Origin of the sequence: Sphingosinicella sp. LHD-64 (assembly GCF_031157375.1) — a bacterium.
In the GTDB taxonomy this organism is placed as follows: Bacteria; Pseudomonadota; Alphaproteobacteria; order Sphingomonadales; family Sphingomonadaceae; genus Allosphingosinicella.
Window position 1 is genome coordinate 824,710 of the sequence record NZ_JAVIFV010000003.1, and the last position, 14,546, is coordinate 839,255.

General features: G+C 68.1%; 18 protein-coding genes. 2 read left to right on the forward strand and 16 right to left on the reverse strand.

Annotation, left to right across the window (positions count from 1 at the left end):
- Positions 1-58 precede the first annotated feature (58 nt).
- Positions 59-583, forward strand: coding sequence for a ubiquinol-cytochrome C chaperone family protein (locus tag RCO27_RS12005; RefSeq protein WP_309002907.1), 525 nt, complete (start codon positions 59-61; stop codon positions 581-583).
- Positions 580-1,113 carry a DUF177 domain-containing protein gene (locus tag RCO27_RS12010; protein WP_309002908.1) on the forward strand — a complete coding sequence of 178 codons (534 nt, stop codon included), beginning with the start codon at positions 580-582 and terminating at the stop codon, positions 1,111-1,113. Before RCO27_RS12005 ends, RCO27_RS12010 begins: the two co-directional genes overlap by 4 nt.
- An 85-nt stretch (positions 1,114-1,198) precedes the next feature.
- On the opposite strand, the gene ssb is transcribed toward RCO27_RS12010, so the two are convergent.
- The 16 genes from ssb to RCO27_RS12090 form a co-directional block, all read right to left on the reverse strand.
- On the reverse strand, positions 1,199-1,693 hold the full coding sequence (ssb, locus tag RCO27_RS12015; protein WP_309002909.1) for a single-stranded DNA-binding protein: 495 nt from the start codon (positions 1,691-1,693) through the stop codon (positions 1,199-1,201).
- Positions 1,694-1,704: 11 nt separating this feature from the next.
- Complete coding sequence (locus RCO27_RS12020; RefSeq protein ID WP_309002910.1) at positions 1,705-3,552, reverse strand: ferrous iron transporter B; 1,848 nt, start codon at positions 3,550-3,552, stop codon at positions 1,705-1,707.
- Positions 3,549-3,806 (reverse strand): FeoA family protein, encoded by a 258-nt coding sequence (locus RCO27_RS12025; protein WP_309002911.1) that lies wholly within the window; start codon positions 3,804-3,806, stop codon positions 3,549-3,551. The genes RCO27_RS12020 and RCO27_RS12025 overlap by 4 nt, the downstream gene beginning before the upstream one ends.
- A 50-nt stretch (positions 3,807-3,856) precedes the next feature.
- Positions 3,857-5,032, reverse strand: a complete 1,176-nt coding sequence (locus RCO27_RS12030; protein ID WP_309002912.1) for a diguanylate cyclase domain-containing protein — start codon at positions 5,030-5,032, stop codon at positions 3,857-3,859.
- Between the two features lie 67 nt (positions 5,033-5,099).
- Complete coding sequence (locus RCO27_RS12035; protein ID WP_309002913.1) at positions 5,100-5,759, reverse strand: COQ9 family protein; 660 nt, start codon at positions 5,757-5,759, stop codon at positions 5,100-5,102.
- Between the two features lie 6 nt (positions 5,760-5,765).
- Complete coding sequence (locus RCO27_RS12040; protein ID WP_309002914.1) at positions 5,766-6,656, reverse strand: DMT family transporter; 891 nt, start codon at positions 6,654-6,656, stop codon at positions 5,766-5,768.
- Between the two features lie 96 nt (positions 6,657-6,752).
- Positions 6,753-7,292, reverse strand: coding sequence for a GNAT family N-acetyltransferase (locus tag RCO27_RS12045; RefSeq protein WP_309002915.1), 540 nt, complete (start codon positions 7,290-7,292; stop codon positions 6,753-6,755).
- Entirely contained in the window at positions 7,289-7,711 is a 423-nt protein-coding gene (gene ribH, locus RCO27_RS12050; RefSeq protein WP_309002916.1) for a 6,7-dimethyl-8-ribityllumazine synthase, read from the reverse strand. The genes RCO27_RS12045 and ribH overlap by 4 nt, the downstream gene beginning before the upstream one ends.
- Positions 7,711-8,997: a 3,4-dihydroxy-2-butanone-4-phosphate synthase gene (ribB, locus tag RCO27_RS12055; RefSeq protein WP_309002917.1), complete on the reverse strand. Its 1,287-nt coding sequence runs from the start codon at positions 8,995-8,997 to the stop codon at positions 7,711-7,713. Before ribB ends, ribH begins: the two co-directional genes overlap by 1 nt.
- Positions 8,998-9,041: 44 nt before the next feature.
- Positions 9,042-9,647: a riboflavin synthase gene (locus RCO27_RS12060; protein ID WP_309002918.1), complete on the reverse strand. Its 606-nt coding sequence runs from the start codon at positions 9,645-9,647 to the stop codon at positions 9,042-9,044.
- Entirely contained in the window at positions 9,648-10,601 is a 954-nt protein-coding gene (ribD, locus tag RCO27_RS12065) for a bifunctional diaminohydroxyphosphoribosylaminopyrimidine deaminase/5-amino-6-(5-phosphoribosylamino)uracil reductase RibD (protein WP_309002919.1), read from the reverse strand.
- 14 nt (positions 10,602-10,615) lie between these two features.
- Positions 10,616-10,942, reverse strand: a complete 327-nt coding sequence (locus RCO27_RS12070; protein ID WP_309002920.1) for a hypothetical protein — start codon at positions 10,940-10,942, stop codon at positions 10,616-10,618.
- Positions 10,943-11,272: 330 nt separating this feature from the next.
- On the reverse strand, positions 11,273-11,929 hold the full coding sequence (locus tag RCO27_RS12075; protein ID WP_309002921.1) for a TonB family protein: 657 nt from the start codon (positions 11,927-11,929) through the stop codon (positions 11,273-11,275).
- Between the two features lie 110 nt (positions 11,930-12,039).
- Complete coding sequence (locus RCO27_RS12080; protein ID WP_309002922.1) at positions 12,040-12,504, reverse strand: biopolymer transporter ExbD; 465 nt, start codon at positions 12,502-12,504, stop codon at positions 12,040-12,042.
- Positions 12,505-12,580: 76 nt separating this feature from the next.
- The gene (locus RCO27_RS12085; protein WP_309002923.1) at positions 12,581-13,171 is read right to left on the reverse strand and encodes a hypothetical protein; all 591 of its coding nucleotides are present in this window, start codon (positions 13,169-13,171) and stop codon (positions 12,581-12,583) included.
- Between the two features lie 56 nt (positions 13,172-13,227).
- Entirely contained in the window at positions 13,228-14,517 is a 1,290-nt protein-coding gene (locus RCO27_RS12090) for an MFS transporter (protein ID WP_309003208.1), read from the reverse strand.
- Positions 14,518-14,546 lie beyond the last annotated feature (29 nt).

The following is a 14,546-nucleotide window of genomic DNA, read 5'->3' on the forward strand; positions in this document are numbered from 1 at the left end:
ACCAATATGAACATCGCCTAACCGGCGCAAGTCGCCCGGCCATCACGGAAAAAACGCCTTGTCCCTTCTCGAGCGCATTTTCGGCGAACGCAAGGAGCGCGCGGCGCTCGATCCGCTCTACCGTGCGATCGTCGCCGCAGGGCGCGATCCCTTCTGGTATGTGGAGGGTCAGGTGCCCGACACACTCGACGGCCGCTTCGACATGGTCGCGGCGATCACCGCGTTGGTGCTGCTCCGGCTCGAGGCCGATGGCGAGGCCGGCCGACAGCCGGCCGTGCTGCTCACCGAGATCTTCGTCGACGACATGGATGGGACGCTGCGGCAGATCGGCATCGGCGACTATGTGGTCAGCAAGCATGTCGGCCGGATGATGGGCGCGCTCGGCGGCCGGCTGGGCGCCTTCCGTGACGCCGACGAAGGCGGCGGGGGCTATGCGGAGGCCGCGCGTCGCAACATCTTCCATGAGGCGCCGCCGTCCGAGGAGGCGGTCGCGCTGGTGAGCGGCCGGCTCGAGGGATTTGCAGGCGCACTCAAGGCGATCTCGACCGAAGATCTGGTGGCGGGCCGCCTGCCGGCGCCATGACCGCGCCCGAGTTCAGCCGCCCGGTGGCGCTCGACACGATCGGCGAGACTCCGCGCACGATGACGATCGCGGCCGATGCCGACGAGCGCGCGGCGCTGGCCAAGCGTTTCGCGCTGATCGCGATCGATCGGCTCGCCGCAGATGCAGCGCTGGCGCGGCGGGGCGATGTGGTGACGGCCAGGGGCAAGCTGCGCGCGGCGGTGACGCAAAGCTGCGTCGCCAGTGGCGCGCCGGTTCCCGCCGAGATCGACGAGGCCTTCGAGATCGCCTTCCACCCGCAGCCCGCGGACAGCCCGCCCGACGAGGAGGTGGAATTGGGCCACGACGACCTTGACGTCGTCTTCTACACTGGCGGGTCGATCGATCTCGGCGAAGCGGTGGCCGAGACGCTGGCGCTCGCCCTCGATCCCTATCCGCGCGCGCCGGACGCCGAAGCGGCGCTGAAGGCCGCCGGGGTGAAGAGCGAGGAGGAAGCCGGCCCGTTCGGCGCGTTGACGGGGTTGAGGGACAAGCTCACCGGCAAAGAGTGATCGTCATTCCAGGGCAAGCTGGAATCTCCCTTCCTTACAGAACCACCGAGATCCCGGCTTTCGCCGGATGACGCGCTACGGCGCATCAGAACGGGACGTCGTCGTCCAGATCGGAGTCGAATGCCGGCGCGGGCCGGGACTGCTGGCGCGGCGCGGCGCCGAAGTCGCTGCCGCGGTCGCTGAAGCTGCTCGCGCCGCCGGAATCGTCGCCATAGCCGCCGCCTCCACCGCCGCCGCGGCTGTCGAGCAGGACGAGCTCGCCGCGGAAGCGCTGCAGCACCACTTCGGTCGAATATTTGTCTTGGCCCGAATTGTCCTGCCACTTGCGGGTCTGGAGCTGGCCTTCGAGATACACCTTCGAGCCTTTCTTGAGATAGGACTTGGCGACCCGGCCGAGATTCTCGTTGAAGATCACGACCCGGTGCCATTCGGTCCGCTCCTGGCGGTTGCCGTCGCGGTCCTTCCAGGTCTCGGACGTGGCGACGCGCAGGTTCACCACCTCGCCGCCGCTGTTGAGGCTCCTGACCTCGGGATCGTCGCCGAGATTGCCGACCAGTATCACCTTGTTCACGCCCGCCATGGGCTCATCTCCTAAAGACCGATGGCGGTCGCGATCCAGAAGGTCGCCCCTGCCGCCAGATATGCCAGTGCGAACAGGTAGCCTAGCATGAAGAGCGGCCACTTCCACCCGTTCGTCTCGCGCCGGACGACGGCAATTGTGGATAAGCATTGCGGCGCGAAGACGAACCACATGAGAAAGGCGAGCGCGGTGGGGAGCGACCAGCGGGAGGAGAGCTGCTGGCCGAGCGCGGCGGCGCCGGCCTCCTCGTCATCGCCGGCGTCGATCGCGTAAACGGTCTGCAGGGCCGAGACGGCGACCTCGCGCGCGGCCATGGCCGGGATCACGGCCAGCGACATTTCGTGATTGAAGCCGATCGGCGCCAGCACGACCTCAAGCCCCGAGGCGATCCGGCCGGCGACCGAATATTCGCTCTGCTTCACGCCCTCCGGCGCCTGCGGGAACGAGGCGAGCAGCCAGAGCGCGACGGTGACGCCCATGATGATCGTGCCAGCGCGGCGCAGGAACACATAGGCGCGCTGCCACAGGCCGATGACGAGATCGCGCGGCAGCGGCAGCTGGTAGCGCGGCATCTCGATGGTGAAGCCGGCCTTGCCGCCCTTCGCGACGCTGCGCCTCAGCACCAGCGCGACCAGCATCGCGCCGAGGATGCCGGTGACGTAGAGGCCGAGGAGGACCAGCCCCTGCAGGCCGACGCCGCCGCCGACGTCGCGCGCCGGGATGAAGGCGCCGATGATCACCGCATAGACGGGCAGGCGCGCCGAGCAGGTCATCAGCGGCGCGATCAGGATGGTGGTGAGGCGCTCGCGCGGGTCCTCGACCGAGCGGGTCGCCATGATGCCGGGAATCGCGCAGGCGAAGGAGGAGAGGAGCGGGATGAAGGAGCGGCCGGACAGGCCGACGCCGGACATCATCCGGTCCATCAGGAATGCGGCGCGGACCATGTAGCCCGACGCCTCCAGGAGCAGAATGAAGAAGAACAGGATCAGGATCTGCGGCAGGAAGACGACGACCGAGCCGACGCCGGCGATGATGCCCTCGACCAGCAGGTCGCGCAGGAAGCTCTCGGGCAAGGTCGCCACCGCCCGCTCGGCGAGCCAGGCCTGGGCGCCCTCGATCCAGCCGATCGGGGTCTCCGACCAGGCGAAGACCGCCTGGAACATGATGAAGAGCAGGGCGAACAGGATGATCGGCCCGGCGACCGGATGCAGCACGATCCGGTCGATTGCGCGGGTGAAGGCGCGCCCCTGCGGCTGCTCGACGGTCGCGGCCGCGGCGATCCGCCGCGCCTCGCGCTGATAATGGCGGATGTCGCGATCGACCGACGTGTCGGGTGTTGCGGCCGCGGTGGAGAGATCGGCCAGCACGTCCTTGAGCGCATCGAGGCCACGCTTGCGGACCGCGACCGTCGGCACGACCGGCACGCCGAGCTCGCGCGACAGCACGGCCTCGTCGATGGTGAGGCCGTCGCGCGTCGCCATGTCGACCATGTTGAGCGCGACCACCATCGGCCGGCCGAGCTCGCGCAGCTGCAGGACGAAGCGCAGGTGATTGTCGAGATTGGTCGCATCGACCACGACGATCATCGCATCGGGAAAGCGCTCGCCCTCCTGGGTGCCGAACAGCACGTCGCGGGTGACCTGCTCGTCGGGACTCGTCGGCTCGAGCCCGTAGGTGCCGGGCAGGTCGACCAGTTCGATCGGCCGCCCGTCCGGCAGCGACATCCGGCCGGCATGGCGCTCGACGGTGACGCCCGGATAATTGCCGACCTTCTGGCGGGCGCCGGTCAGCGCGTTGAACAAGGCGCTCTTGCCGGCATTGGGATTGCCGACCAGCGCGATCAGCGGGATCGTCGTCATGCCTGCGCCGCGCTTCCCGGCGTCACGGCGATCGCCCGTGCCTGCGCGCGCCTGAGCGCGATCTGCATGCGGCCGATCCTGACCGCGATCGGATCGCGGCCGAACGGCGCGCCATGGAGCGCCTCGATCGCCACGCCTTCGTCGAAACCGAAGTTTCGCAGCTTCTTCGCATCGCTCTCGGACAGCGAGTCCCAGAGGATCTCGGTCACCGTGGCCGGCGTGCGATAGGGAAGCTCGTCGAGGCTGAGGCGCATGGGCGCCTCATGGATCATTTGCGACTGATTATCAATAAGCTGTACGGACCCTAGGCGGCGACGTGGCGGCGGCTGGCCGCGAGGCGCGGCGTGGTCTGCGCGACGACGCAGCGGTTCCGGCCCTGCGCCTTGGCCTTATAGAGCGCACCGTCGGCGGCCTCGATCAGGTCGGCGAAGGCACAGCCATGCTCGCGGCTGAGCGCGACGCCGATGCTGACCCCGATGTCCACGCCGCTGCCATCGATCAGATAGGGCAGGGACAGCGCCCGAATCAGGGTTTCGCCATAGCTGCGCATGCCGGCCGGGTCGCCGGAACGGGTGACGAGCAGGAACTCGTCGCCGCCGAGGCGCACCACGATGTCGCCGCTTCGCGCGGCAGCGCGCAAGCGCTCGGCGACCTCGACCAGCAGCCGGTCGCCCGCGCTGTGGCCGAGCGTGTCGTTGACGCCCTTGAAGCCGTCGAGATCGAGGAACAGGAAGGCGAGATCCTCCGCATCTCCGGCCACTGCGCGCCGGTCGAATTCCGCGGCGAGGCCGGTGCGGTTGAGCAGGCCGGTCAGCTCGTCGTGGCGGGCGCGCCGGTCCTTGTCGATCTCGGCCTCCATCCGCTCGATCAGCATCCGGTTCATGCGGAAGGTCGCCGCGGTCATCGCGCCGAGATAGGCGGGGATCTGGAGGAAGGTCACCAGCAGCACCGTCTCGCCCGACAGGATGCCGCCAAGGACGCAAGGGCCAAGGCTGAGTGCGATCATCGCCGCGCTGAGCCGCGGCGCGGCATAATTGCGCAGGCAGATGCCGCCGACCATCGCCGCGGCGGAGAGGCAGGCGAGGGTTGCAATCACCCAGTCGCCGCTCAGCAGGCAGATGAAGCTGCCGAAGCCGACGCTGAACGCCCACAGGAGGGCGAGCAGGATGTAGAGGTCGCTCGGTCCGCGCCGGCCTTCGCGAATCGCCCTGAGCCCCAGGATGACGACGGGGAGGCGAATGATCGCCAGCAACAGCTCCCCGATCGCCCAGCCGATGAACAGCGGCGTCGGATGGCGCATCGCGATCGCGGTGGAGACGAGCACAGTGTTGAAGACGCCGCCCAGGAAGATCGGGAGCGTGCCGTAGAGTGCGTTGAACAGGGAGATGCGGATTGCGTCGGGAACGTCCTGGCCGGGGTCGATCAGCCAGCGCGTCAACGACCAGCGCGGCAATGGATCGCTTGCAACCAGCCCGGACATTCGTTTCCCACCTTCCTGCCGATGCCGTTAAGGCAGGTGGGTTAAGTCTTTCTAAGCGTCCGCAGAATCAGACGGCAGGGTAGCGCAGGCGGCCGAGGAACCGGCTGAGCGAGGGTCGAAGGTGGCCCTGGCCCTTCCAGCGCGCCTTGAATTTCTCGAAGCGCATGACGTCGTCGATCCGCCGGTCGAGGAAGGCCCGGGTTTCCGCCAGATCGTCGCTGTCGTCGTCGAGAAACACGAAGGTGGTCGAGCCGTAGACGCCGGTCAGGATGGCCCGCTTGGAATAATGGTTGAAGTCGGTCGCGGTGTCGCCGGCAAGGCGCCAGATCCGGTCGGCGCTTCGCCAGGCGAGACGGGCGGCGCGGGCAACATGCTGCGGCATGGCGAGGATGGCGAGCGCGCGGCGCAGCGCCTCGCGGTGGGGATGCGCGACTGTGAGGCGGAACAGGACCAGTTCGCGGATACGCGCGCGGATCTTCATCGTTTCGATGCGCTCCGCCGGAAAGGCTTCGAGCATCGCGCGGTCGATCGAATCGAACCAGGCATCGATCATGTCGGTCTGGCCGCCGGGAAAGCAGAGCGCGGCGCGATCGGCGGGAACGCCGAGCTCCCCGGCTGCCATGGCAAGCGCCTGCGGCGACCAGCTGTCGAACGCGGCGTGGCGCGGCAACAGCGGCGCCAGCGCCATCCTGAGCTCGTCGAGAGTCATGTCGGCGGGCGGGATCATGCCCGCTCAATGGGCTTCGGCGCCGCTGGTTGCAACCCTCCGGTCCGGCAACCGGATGAGGACCAGTGCCGCACAGACGAGCAATGCGCCGAGTCCGTCGGCGAGCCCGAGGCGTTCGTCATAGACCGCCCAGCCGAGCGCGGCGGCCGCGACGGGCTGGGTGAGCAGGCCCACGCCAATGACGAGCGGCGGCAAATGGCCCATCGCATAGACGAGCAGGCCTTGCCCGACGACCTGGCTGCCGATGGAAAGAGGGATCAGCGGCGTCCAGTCGGTCGGCATCACCTGCTCGCCCATCGCGAGCGCAAAGAGGAGGATCGGCAGCGCACCGGCCGTGGTGGCGATCGCCAGCACCGGCCAGGGCGCCATCGTCTTGCGGGCGCGATCGACGACGATGAGGTAGAGGGCGTAGAAGAGAGCCGCGAGCAGGCAGAGTAGATCTCCGACGAAATGACCGGGCGAGAGCTCGTAGCTGCGTCCGAGCAGCAGCGCGGTGCCCGCCATGGCGAGGAGCAGGGCGACCGCCTGCATCGGCCGCGGCAGGGCGCGCAGCATGAGAAAGCCGTAGAGCGCGAACAGGAAGCTGGCGAAATTGCCGAACAGGGTGGCATTGGCGAGCTTGGTGCGCAGGATGCCCTCGTGCCAGGCGGCGAGATCCGCGGCGAAGAACAGGCCGCCGAGCGCGATCGACCCGATCAGTACCCAGCCAGGAAAGGGTTTTCCCCGGCGCTGGCGGACGGCGAGGAGGGCAAGAAACGGAATCGCCAGCGCCAGCCGCCAGAATCCGGCGGCGACCGGCCCGACGTCGGAGAGGCGCACCATCCACGGGCCCGCAGTCAGACTGAGATTGGCGCCGATCAGCGCGGCGAACGCATAGCGGGCGTGGCTCTTCTCCATCGCGTTGTCCGCCTATCGGCGACGGCAGCCCGATGGCAAGGCGGCAGACAGATAAAAGCCGCTCGCGGCTTGATAAGGACAGTTTGTGACCGGCGGTCAGGGGCGGATGCGCGCCTTCCATTGGGCCGCGGTCTGGCCCCAGGCATCGACCGGCAGGTCCTCATAGGGCGGCGGCAGGCGAGTCGGGCCGCGATTGGCCGCGCCGAGGCGCTGGGCGAGGCGGATCGATGCCAGATTGTCCGGATCGATGGTGTGGATGATGTCGGTCCAGCCGAGCATGTCGACCGCATAGTCCATCGCGGCGACCGCCGCCTCATAGGCATAGCCCTGGCCGGCAAATTCGCGCGCCACGCCCCAACCGACCTCGGTCCCCGGCCAGCCCTCCGGCTGCCACGGCCCGACCCGGCCGACCCAGCGTCCGGTGCCGCGCTCGATCAGCGCGAACATCGAATATCCCCGCACGCTCCAGGCGCCGGCCATGGTGCACAGGCTCCGCCAGGATTCGGCGCGGCTCTGGACGCCGCCGAGGAAGCGCATCATCTCGGCATCCGCCTGGAAGGCGGCCCAGGGCTCGAAATCCTCCCCGTTGAGCGGCCGCAGAACCAGCCGCTCGGTGAAGAGGACCGGCAGGGTCATGCCGCGAAGCGCTCCTTCAGCGCGAGCATCGCGAGCGCCGCTTTGGCCGCCTCGCCACCCTTGTCCTTTTCCGTCGGCCTGGCGCGAGCAAGGGCCTGCGCCTCGTTCTCGACGGTGAGGATGCCGTTGCCGATCGACAGGCCGTCGAGGCTGAGCGCCATCAGCGCCCGGGCGCTCTCGCCGGCGACGATCTCGAAATGATAGGTCTCGCCGCGGATCACCACGCCGAGTGCGACGAAGGCGTCGTAGTGCCCGCTCTCCACCGCCAGCGCGATCGCGCCGGGGATTTCCAGCGCGCCCGGCACGGTGATGGTGTCATGCACGTGACCTGCCGCCTCGATTGCGGCGCGGGCGCCTTCGAGGAGCAGGTCATTGAGATGGGCGTAGAACCGCGCCTCGACGATCAGGATCCGGGCCATCAGGCGCAGCCCTCGATTCCGCGCTCGCCGACGATGGCGAGGCCGTAGCCGCCGAGCGCGACCGGCGTGTGGTGGCTGTTGGTCAGCAGGATCATGTCGTGGACTCCGAGCTCGGCGAGGATCTGCGCGCCGACGCCATAGTCGCGCAGCTGCTCGCCGTCACGCCCGTCCGCCTCACCGGCGCGGACCTTCAGCGCCCGGGCGAGCGCCCCCTGCATCGGCCGGTTGATGACGACGATGACACCCGCACCGTTTTCGGCGATCGCCTTCATCGCGCCTTCGAGCAGGCCGCCGCGGCCGGTCGCCTCGGCGAAGGTGTCGGCGAAGAGGTCGAGCGCGTGCATCCGGACCAGGGTCGGCTGGTCCGGATCGACATGCCCCTTGACCAGCGCGATCTGCTCGGTGCCCGCCGCCTTGTTGAGGAAGGTCTTGGCGGTCCACGTCCCGCCCCAGCGGCTTTCGAAACGCGACTCGGCAGTAAGCTCGACCAGCCGGTCCTTCTTGAGGCGATAGGCGATGAGGTCGCGGATCGTGCCGATCCTGAGGCCGTGCATCGCGGCGAACTCGACGAGGTCGTCCATCCGCGCCATCGACCCGTCCTCGCGCATGATCTCGCAGATCACGCCGGAGGGGTTGAGGCCGGCGAGGCGAGCGACATCGACTGCCGCCTCGGTATGGCCGGCACGGACCAGCACCCCGCCATCGCGGGCGACCAGCGGGAAGACGTGGCCCGGAGTCACGATATGCTCCGGCCCCTTGCCGGCATCGATCGCGACCGCGACGGTGCGGGCGCGGTCGGCGGCGGAGATGCCGGTCGTCACCCCATCCCGCGCCTCGATCGAGACGGTGAACGCGGTCTCGTGGCGGGTGCCGTTGGTGCGGCTCATCAGCGGCAGGCCGAGCTGGTCGACCCGTTCCCGGGTGAGCGACAGGCAGATCAGGCCGCGGCCGTGGCGGGCCATGAAGTTGATCGCGTCCGGCGTCGCCATCTGGGCGGGGATGACGAGATCGCCCTCATTCTCCCGGTCCTCGTCGTCGACCAGGATGAACATCCGCCCGTTGCGCGCCTCGTCGAGGATCTGCTCGGCCGAGGCCATTACGTCGCGCCGTCCGCCGGCGAGGAACTTCTCGAGCTTGAGCAGCGTGTCGGCTGTGGGATTCCAGTCGGAATCGCCGAGCTTGCGCAACGAATTGGGGTGGAGGCCGGCGGCGCGGGCAAGGCCGGCCCGGCTCATCTCCCCGGCGGCAACGATTTCGGACAGGCGGTCGATCAGAAGCGTGCTCATGCCGCGCCAGTATCACATCACAATGTGATCCGCTATTGCAGAAATCACATCTTGCTGTTGCGGACGTCGAGCATGCGGCCGAGATAGCGGGCGAGGATGTCGATCTCGAGGTTCACCTGGTCCCCTGCCGCGAACAGGGCGGTGTGGGCTGCGGTGTGCGGGATGATGTTGACGCCGAAGCTGGTGCCCTCCGGCCCGTCCGCGACTTCGTTGACGGTGAGCGAGATGCCGTTGATCGCGATCGAGCCTTTCTCGGAGAGGTAGGGCGCGAGCTTCGCCGGCACCGCGATCGCGAAGCGGATCGAGCCCTGGTCGGGTGCGCTCGTGGTGACGGTGCCGAGCCCGTCGACATGGCCGGTGACGATATGGCCGCCGAGCTCGTCACCGACCTTCAGCGCGCGCTCCAGATTCAGCCGCGTGCCCCCGGCCCACATTCCCGGCGCGGTGCGGCTCAGCGTCTCGCCGGAGACATCTACCGCGAACCAGCCCGGCCCCTTGTCGACCACGGTGAGACAGACGCCCGAGCAGGCGATCGAGGCGCCAAGGTCCACCGTCGCCATATCGTAGCCGTTGGCGACCCGGACGCGCAGGTCGCCGCGGTCCTCAACGGTCTCGATTGTGCCGACGTCGGTGATGATTCCGGTGAACATTCAGCTCTCTTCCCGGACGCGCTCGTAGACTTCGAGCCGGTCCATGCCAAGCGCGCGCGTGTCGGCGAGGCGCCAGCGTCGGTGTGCATCGGCGATAGCATTGAGGCCGATATAGCCGACCGATGACCTGCCCTCGCCAATCAGGATCGGCGCGCGGTAGATCAACATGCGGTCCACCAGGTCGGCGGCGAGGAAGGCGGTGGCGGTCGCCGAGCCGCCCTCGACGAGCAGGTCGTTGACGTCATGAAGGCCGGCGACCTCCTCGGGTGCGCCGATGCGGGCCCAGCCTTCGACCGTCTCGCCGCGGGTCAGCAGCGCGCGCCGGGGCGAGCGGTCCTCGAGGCCGGGCAGGCGCACGTCGAGCCGCGGCCTGTCCGCCTCGTAGGTGCCGCGGCCCACCAGGATCATGTCGGCGCGGGCGCGCTCGAGATGGACATGGGCGCGGGCATCCTCGCCGGTGATCCACTTGCTCTCGCCGGAGGGGAGCGCGATCTTGCCGTCGATCGACATCGCGAGCTTCAGCGTCACAAGGGGCCGGCCGCGCCGGATGCGGCTCAGGAATCCGGCCAGGCTGCGCGCCGCCGCCTCGGCGCCTTCGCCGACGTCGACCGTGATTCCGGCTGCGCGCAGACAGGCGATGCCGGACCCGTTGGTGCGTGGATCAGGGTCTTCAAGCGCGACCACCACCCGCGCCGGCCCGGCAGCGACGAGCAGGTCCGCACAGGCCGGTCCGCGCGCGCTCTCATGCGCGCAGGGCTCCAGCGTCACATAGACGGTGGCACCCTCCACATTGCCGGCTTCCTCGAGCGCGACGGCTTCCGCGTGCGGCCGCCCGCCCGACTGCGTTGCACCACGCCCGATCACCGCGCCGTCGCGGACGATCACGCAGCCGACATGGGGATTTGGGGCGGTGGTGCCGCGGGCGCGCTCGCCGAGCGTGATCGCTTCGGTCATCCGGACGGCGTCGCTCAAATGCCCAGCCTGTTCAGGCCCTCGTCGATCCGCTGGAACTGCTCGCGCCGCTCGCGCTCGAGCGCCTCGCGTCGCGCCTGGTCCTGGCGCTGCTTGGCCTGGATCTCCGCATCGCTGCGGGCCGCCGGCCAGTCGTTGACGTAGATGACCTGCTCGGGCGGCACGATGTTGGTCTGCGCGTCGAAATAGAAGGCAAGGATGATCCCGACCGGGATCAGGATGGCGAGCGTGGCCGCGAGCCACTGGTGGCGCGGCCGCGTGCGCCAGAATTCGCGCATGTCGGCCCACAGGACTTTCGGGGAAGCGGGACGGGGCAGGGGCATCGCGCCAAGATAGTCGCGCGGCGCCCCTGCCGCCAGCCCCGGCCGGCATAGGGGCCTGTACCCATAACCGGCAATGGTCGTGATCGTCTGGAGAGGTCCGCTGGCAAGGAGCGCAGCGCAGTCGCGTAGCTGACCGCTACGCGCAAGCAAGCGACGCCGCCAGCAGGCCTCTCCAGACGACCGCGAAGCGGCGGGCGGCTTTTGGCGCAGGGCGGCGTCGCTCGTCGGTCACGATGCGCCCAGCATCGCTCCCTCCTCACTCCTTGCCCTGCACCAAAATCCACTCCGTCACGACCGTTGCCGGTTATGGGTGCAGGCCCCAAGGGGGACTCAGACGTCGGCCAGCCGGAAATGCAGGGTCATGACCTTGGTGCTCTCGATCGGACGGCCGTCGACCGTCGCCGGACGGAAGCGCCAGTGACGCAGCGCCTGACGCTCGGCGACCGCCCAGAAGGCGTCGCTGGTCGCCGACAGGCGTTCGACGGCGCGGACGCGGCCATCGGCGCCGATCGTCACGCGAACCCGCACCGTTCCCTCGCGTTGGGCGCGCTGCTCGGATGTCGGATAGGGCGGCTGGAACGCGGCCGCGTAGCGCTGGTCGATCTCGGCGTCGCGGCGGACCGGGGTGAGCGGAGGCGGTGGCTGAACCTGTTCGACGAAGCCGGTGCCAGTGCCGCCGAGCGGCTGGACCGGACCGGTCCCCGACACGATCGCAATCTGGTCCCGCGCCCCGTCGGGAGTCCGGACGATCGGATCTATCGTCCGGATCGGGGTTTGGGTTTCCACTTCAGGCCGCGGCGGCGGGGCGGGATCGGGCGTCCGCTCGGGCGGGACATTATAGACATCCATCGGAGGGAAGGCCGGCGGGATGATCACCGGCCCCTTGATCAGCAGCACCGCGCCGAGCGCTGCCGCATGCATTGCCACCACCAGAGCGAAGCCGCTGGGGCTCGCCCGTCTCTGTTCGAAGAAACCTGCCTCTGACATGGGTTTTCTCCTCTCCTCACCGACCCCAAAAGTCGGCTCAGTAACGTTACACCATATCGTTACGTTATACTATACAATCCCATCAAACCGAAACGCGCCAGCTTGCTGCCTCAGCGATCGATGGCGGTTGCGTATCTCTCGCTGTCGACAAGGCCAAGCCGGTCGATGCCGGCGCGGCGGACGTCGGCCAGAATCTGGTCGACCCGCTCGTAGCGCGCCTCGCTGTGCGGGTTGAAGTGGAGCGCGGGACCGGCCGGGTCGGCGGCCGCCGCTGTGAGGCGCTGGCGCAACTCGTCATCGGTGACGGGCCGACCGTTCCAGATGGCGCGGCCGCCGAGGTCGATGTCGAGACGGTGGACCGGGCGCGTATCGACAGGGCCGGGGACCGGCGGAGGCAGATCGAGCGGCACCTTGTGGGTGCTCAAGGGGATGGCCATGATGAACATGATCAGCAGCACCAGCATCATGTCGATCAGCGGCGTCGTGTTGATCGCGGCGATCGGGCTGTAGTCCTCGCGGGGAGCGTAAAGACGAAGCCTGGGCTTTTCGCGCTTGGACTGGAGCGTGACGGCCAAAAGTCGCCTCCTCGTTCGCTGATATGATATTATAACATCACAGAAACGAAGGGAAGGCACATTTTCGGCCGTGTCTTCAGCCGAGAATGTCGAACACGCGCAGGATCCAGCTCAGATAATAGACGAGATAGATGGCGGGAAAGAGCAGGTGGAAGCGGCGGTTGCGGGTCAGGACCGCCACCAGGCACAGGCCGATGCAGACGACGATCTTGATCTCATATTCCAGCCCGAGCTCGCCCAGCCGGGTTCGGCCCTTGATCAGGGTGTCCATCAGGTCGACCGCGAAGGTCGCCGCGAACAACCCGAAGAACCACCGCCGCCGGGAGAGGAAATAGTCCTCATAGCCTTCGTAGTCGCTCATATCGTCGGGGAAGAGCAGGCTGGCGAGCAGGTAGAAGAGGAAGGCGTAGAACAGGACGAAGAGGAAAAGCTGGAAGCGGAACGGGGAAATCCGGCTGAGCTCGAACTCCCACCACCAGAAGTGGATCGCGGAGATGAGAATGACCGCGACCCAGACCAGGTGCGGGGCATAGAGCCGCTCGCGCCCGGGATGCTGGACCAGCTTGCTGACGCCCGAAAGGACACGGGTGAGGCTGAGGCCGACGACCAGCCCGATCAGGATCCGGATATGAAAATAGACGTCGTGCGTGATGGCCACGTCGTGCATCGGCGCCTCCGCTCGCGGCGCAGCCTAGTGCGGCGCGCGGCCGCGCGCCAGCCGGGTCAGCCTCCGACCTGCACCCGCTCGAGCCGCGGCGACAGCAGGTGGACGAGCAGTAAGGCAATGAAATAGGCGCCCGCCGCCACCGCGAACAACGGCCAGTAGGTGCCCAGCCGCTGCAGGACCTCGCCGGCATAGAAGGACATCAGCATGCCGCCGACCGCACCGGCGGTGCCGCCGATGCCCACCACCGATCCCACCGCCGCGCGCGGGAAGAGATCGGCCGGCAGCGCATAGAGATTGGCCGAGAAGGCCTGATGGGCGGCGGTCGCGAGACCGATGACCAGCACCGCGACCCAGACGCTCAAGATGGATTCGGCGAAGACGACCGGGACCACGGCGCAGGCGCAGATGAACATGGTCAGCTTGCGCGCGCGGTTCGCCGTCCACCCGGCGTTCATCAGTCGCGAGGAGAGCCAGCCGCCCGCGACGCTGCCGGCGTCGGAGATCAGGTAGATCGCCGCCAGCGGCAGGCCGAAGGTCAGGAGGTTGAGATCGTAGCGCTCGAACAGATAGCCGGGCAGCCAGAACAGGAAGAACCACCAGATCGGATCGATGAAGAACTTGCCGAGCGCATAGGCCCAGGTTTCCTTGCGGGTGAAGACGGCGCCATAGCCGAGCGGCACGACCGGATCGGCCGGATCCTGCTCGATCCAGGCGAGTTCGCTCTGGGTGACCTTCTTGTGGGCGCGGGGATGGCGGTACATCGCCCACCAGGCGATCAGCCAGACGAAGCTGACGACGCCGGTGATGACGAAGGCGGAGCGCCAGCCCCAGGCGATCACCATCAGCGGCACGATCAGCGGGGTGATGACCGCGCCGATATTGGCGCCGGCGTTGAACACGCCGATCGCGAAGGCGCGTTCCTTGGCGGGGAACCATTCGGTCACCGCCTTGATGCCGGCGGGGAAATTACCCGATTCGCCGATGCCGAGCGCGAAGCGGGCGATCGCGAACTGGGTGACGGTGGACGCGGCGCCGTGCGCGATGTGCGCGATCTGCCAGATCACGAAGGCGATGGCGTAGCCGGCGCGGGCGCCCGCCTGATCGACGATCTTGCCGAAGGCGATGTAGCCGATCGCATAGGCGAACTGGAACCAGATGATGACGCCGGCAAAATCCTTCTCGGTCCAGCCGAGGTCCGCCATCAGGGTCGGCTTCAGCACGCCGATCATCTGGCGATCGACATAGTTGATCACCGTGGCGGCGAAGAGCAGGGCGACGATCATCCAGCGATAGGAACCAGCCTTCGCCGCCGCCTGCCGGATCGTCGATTGCGCCTCGTCCGTCATGTCCACCCTCTCTTGCCGGACGTCTTCGC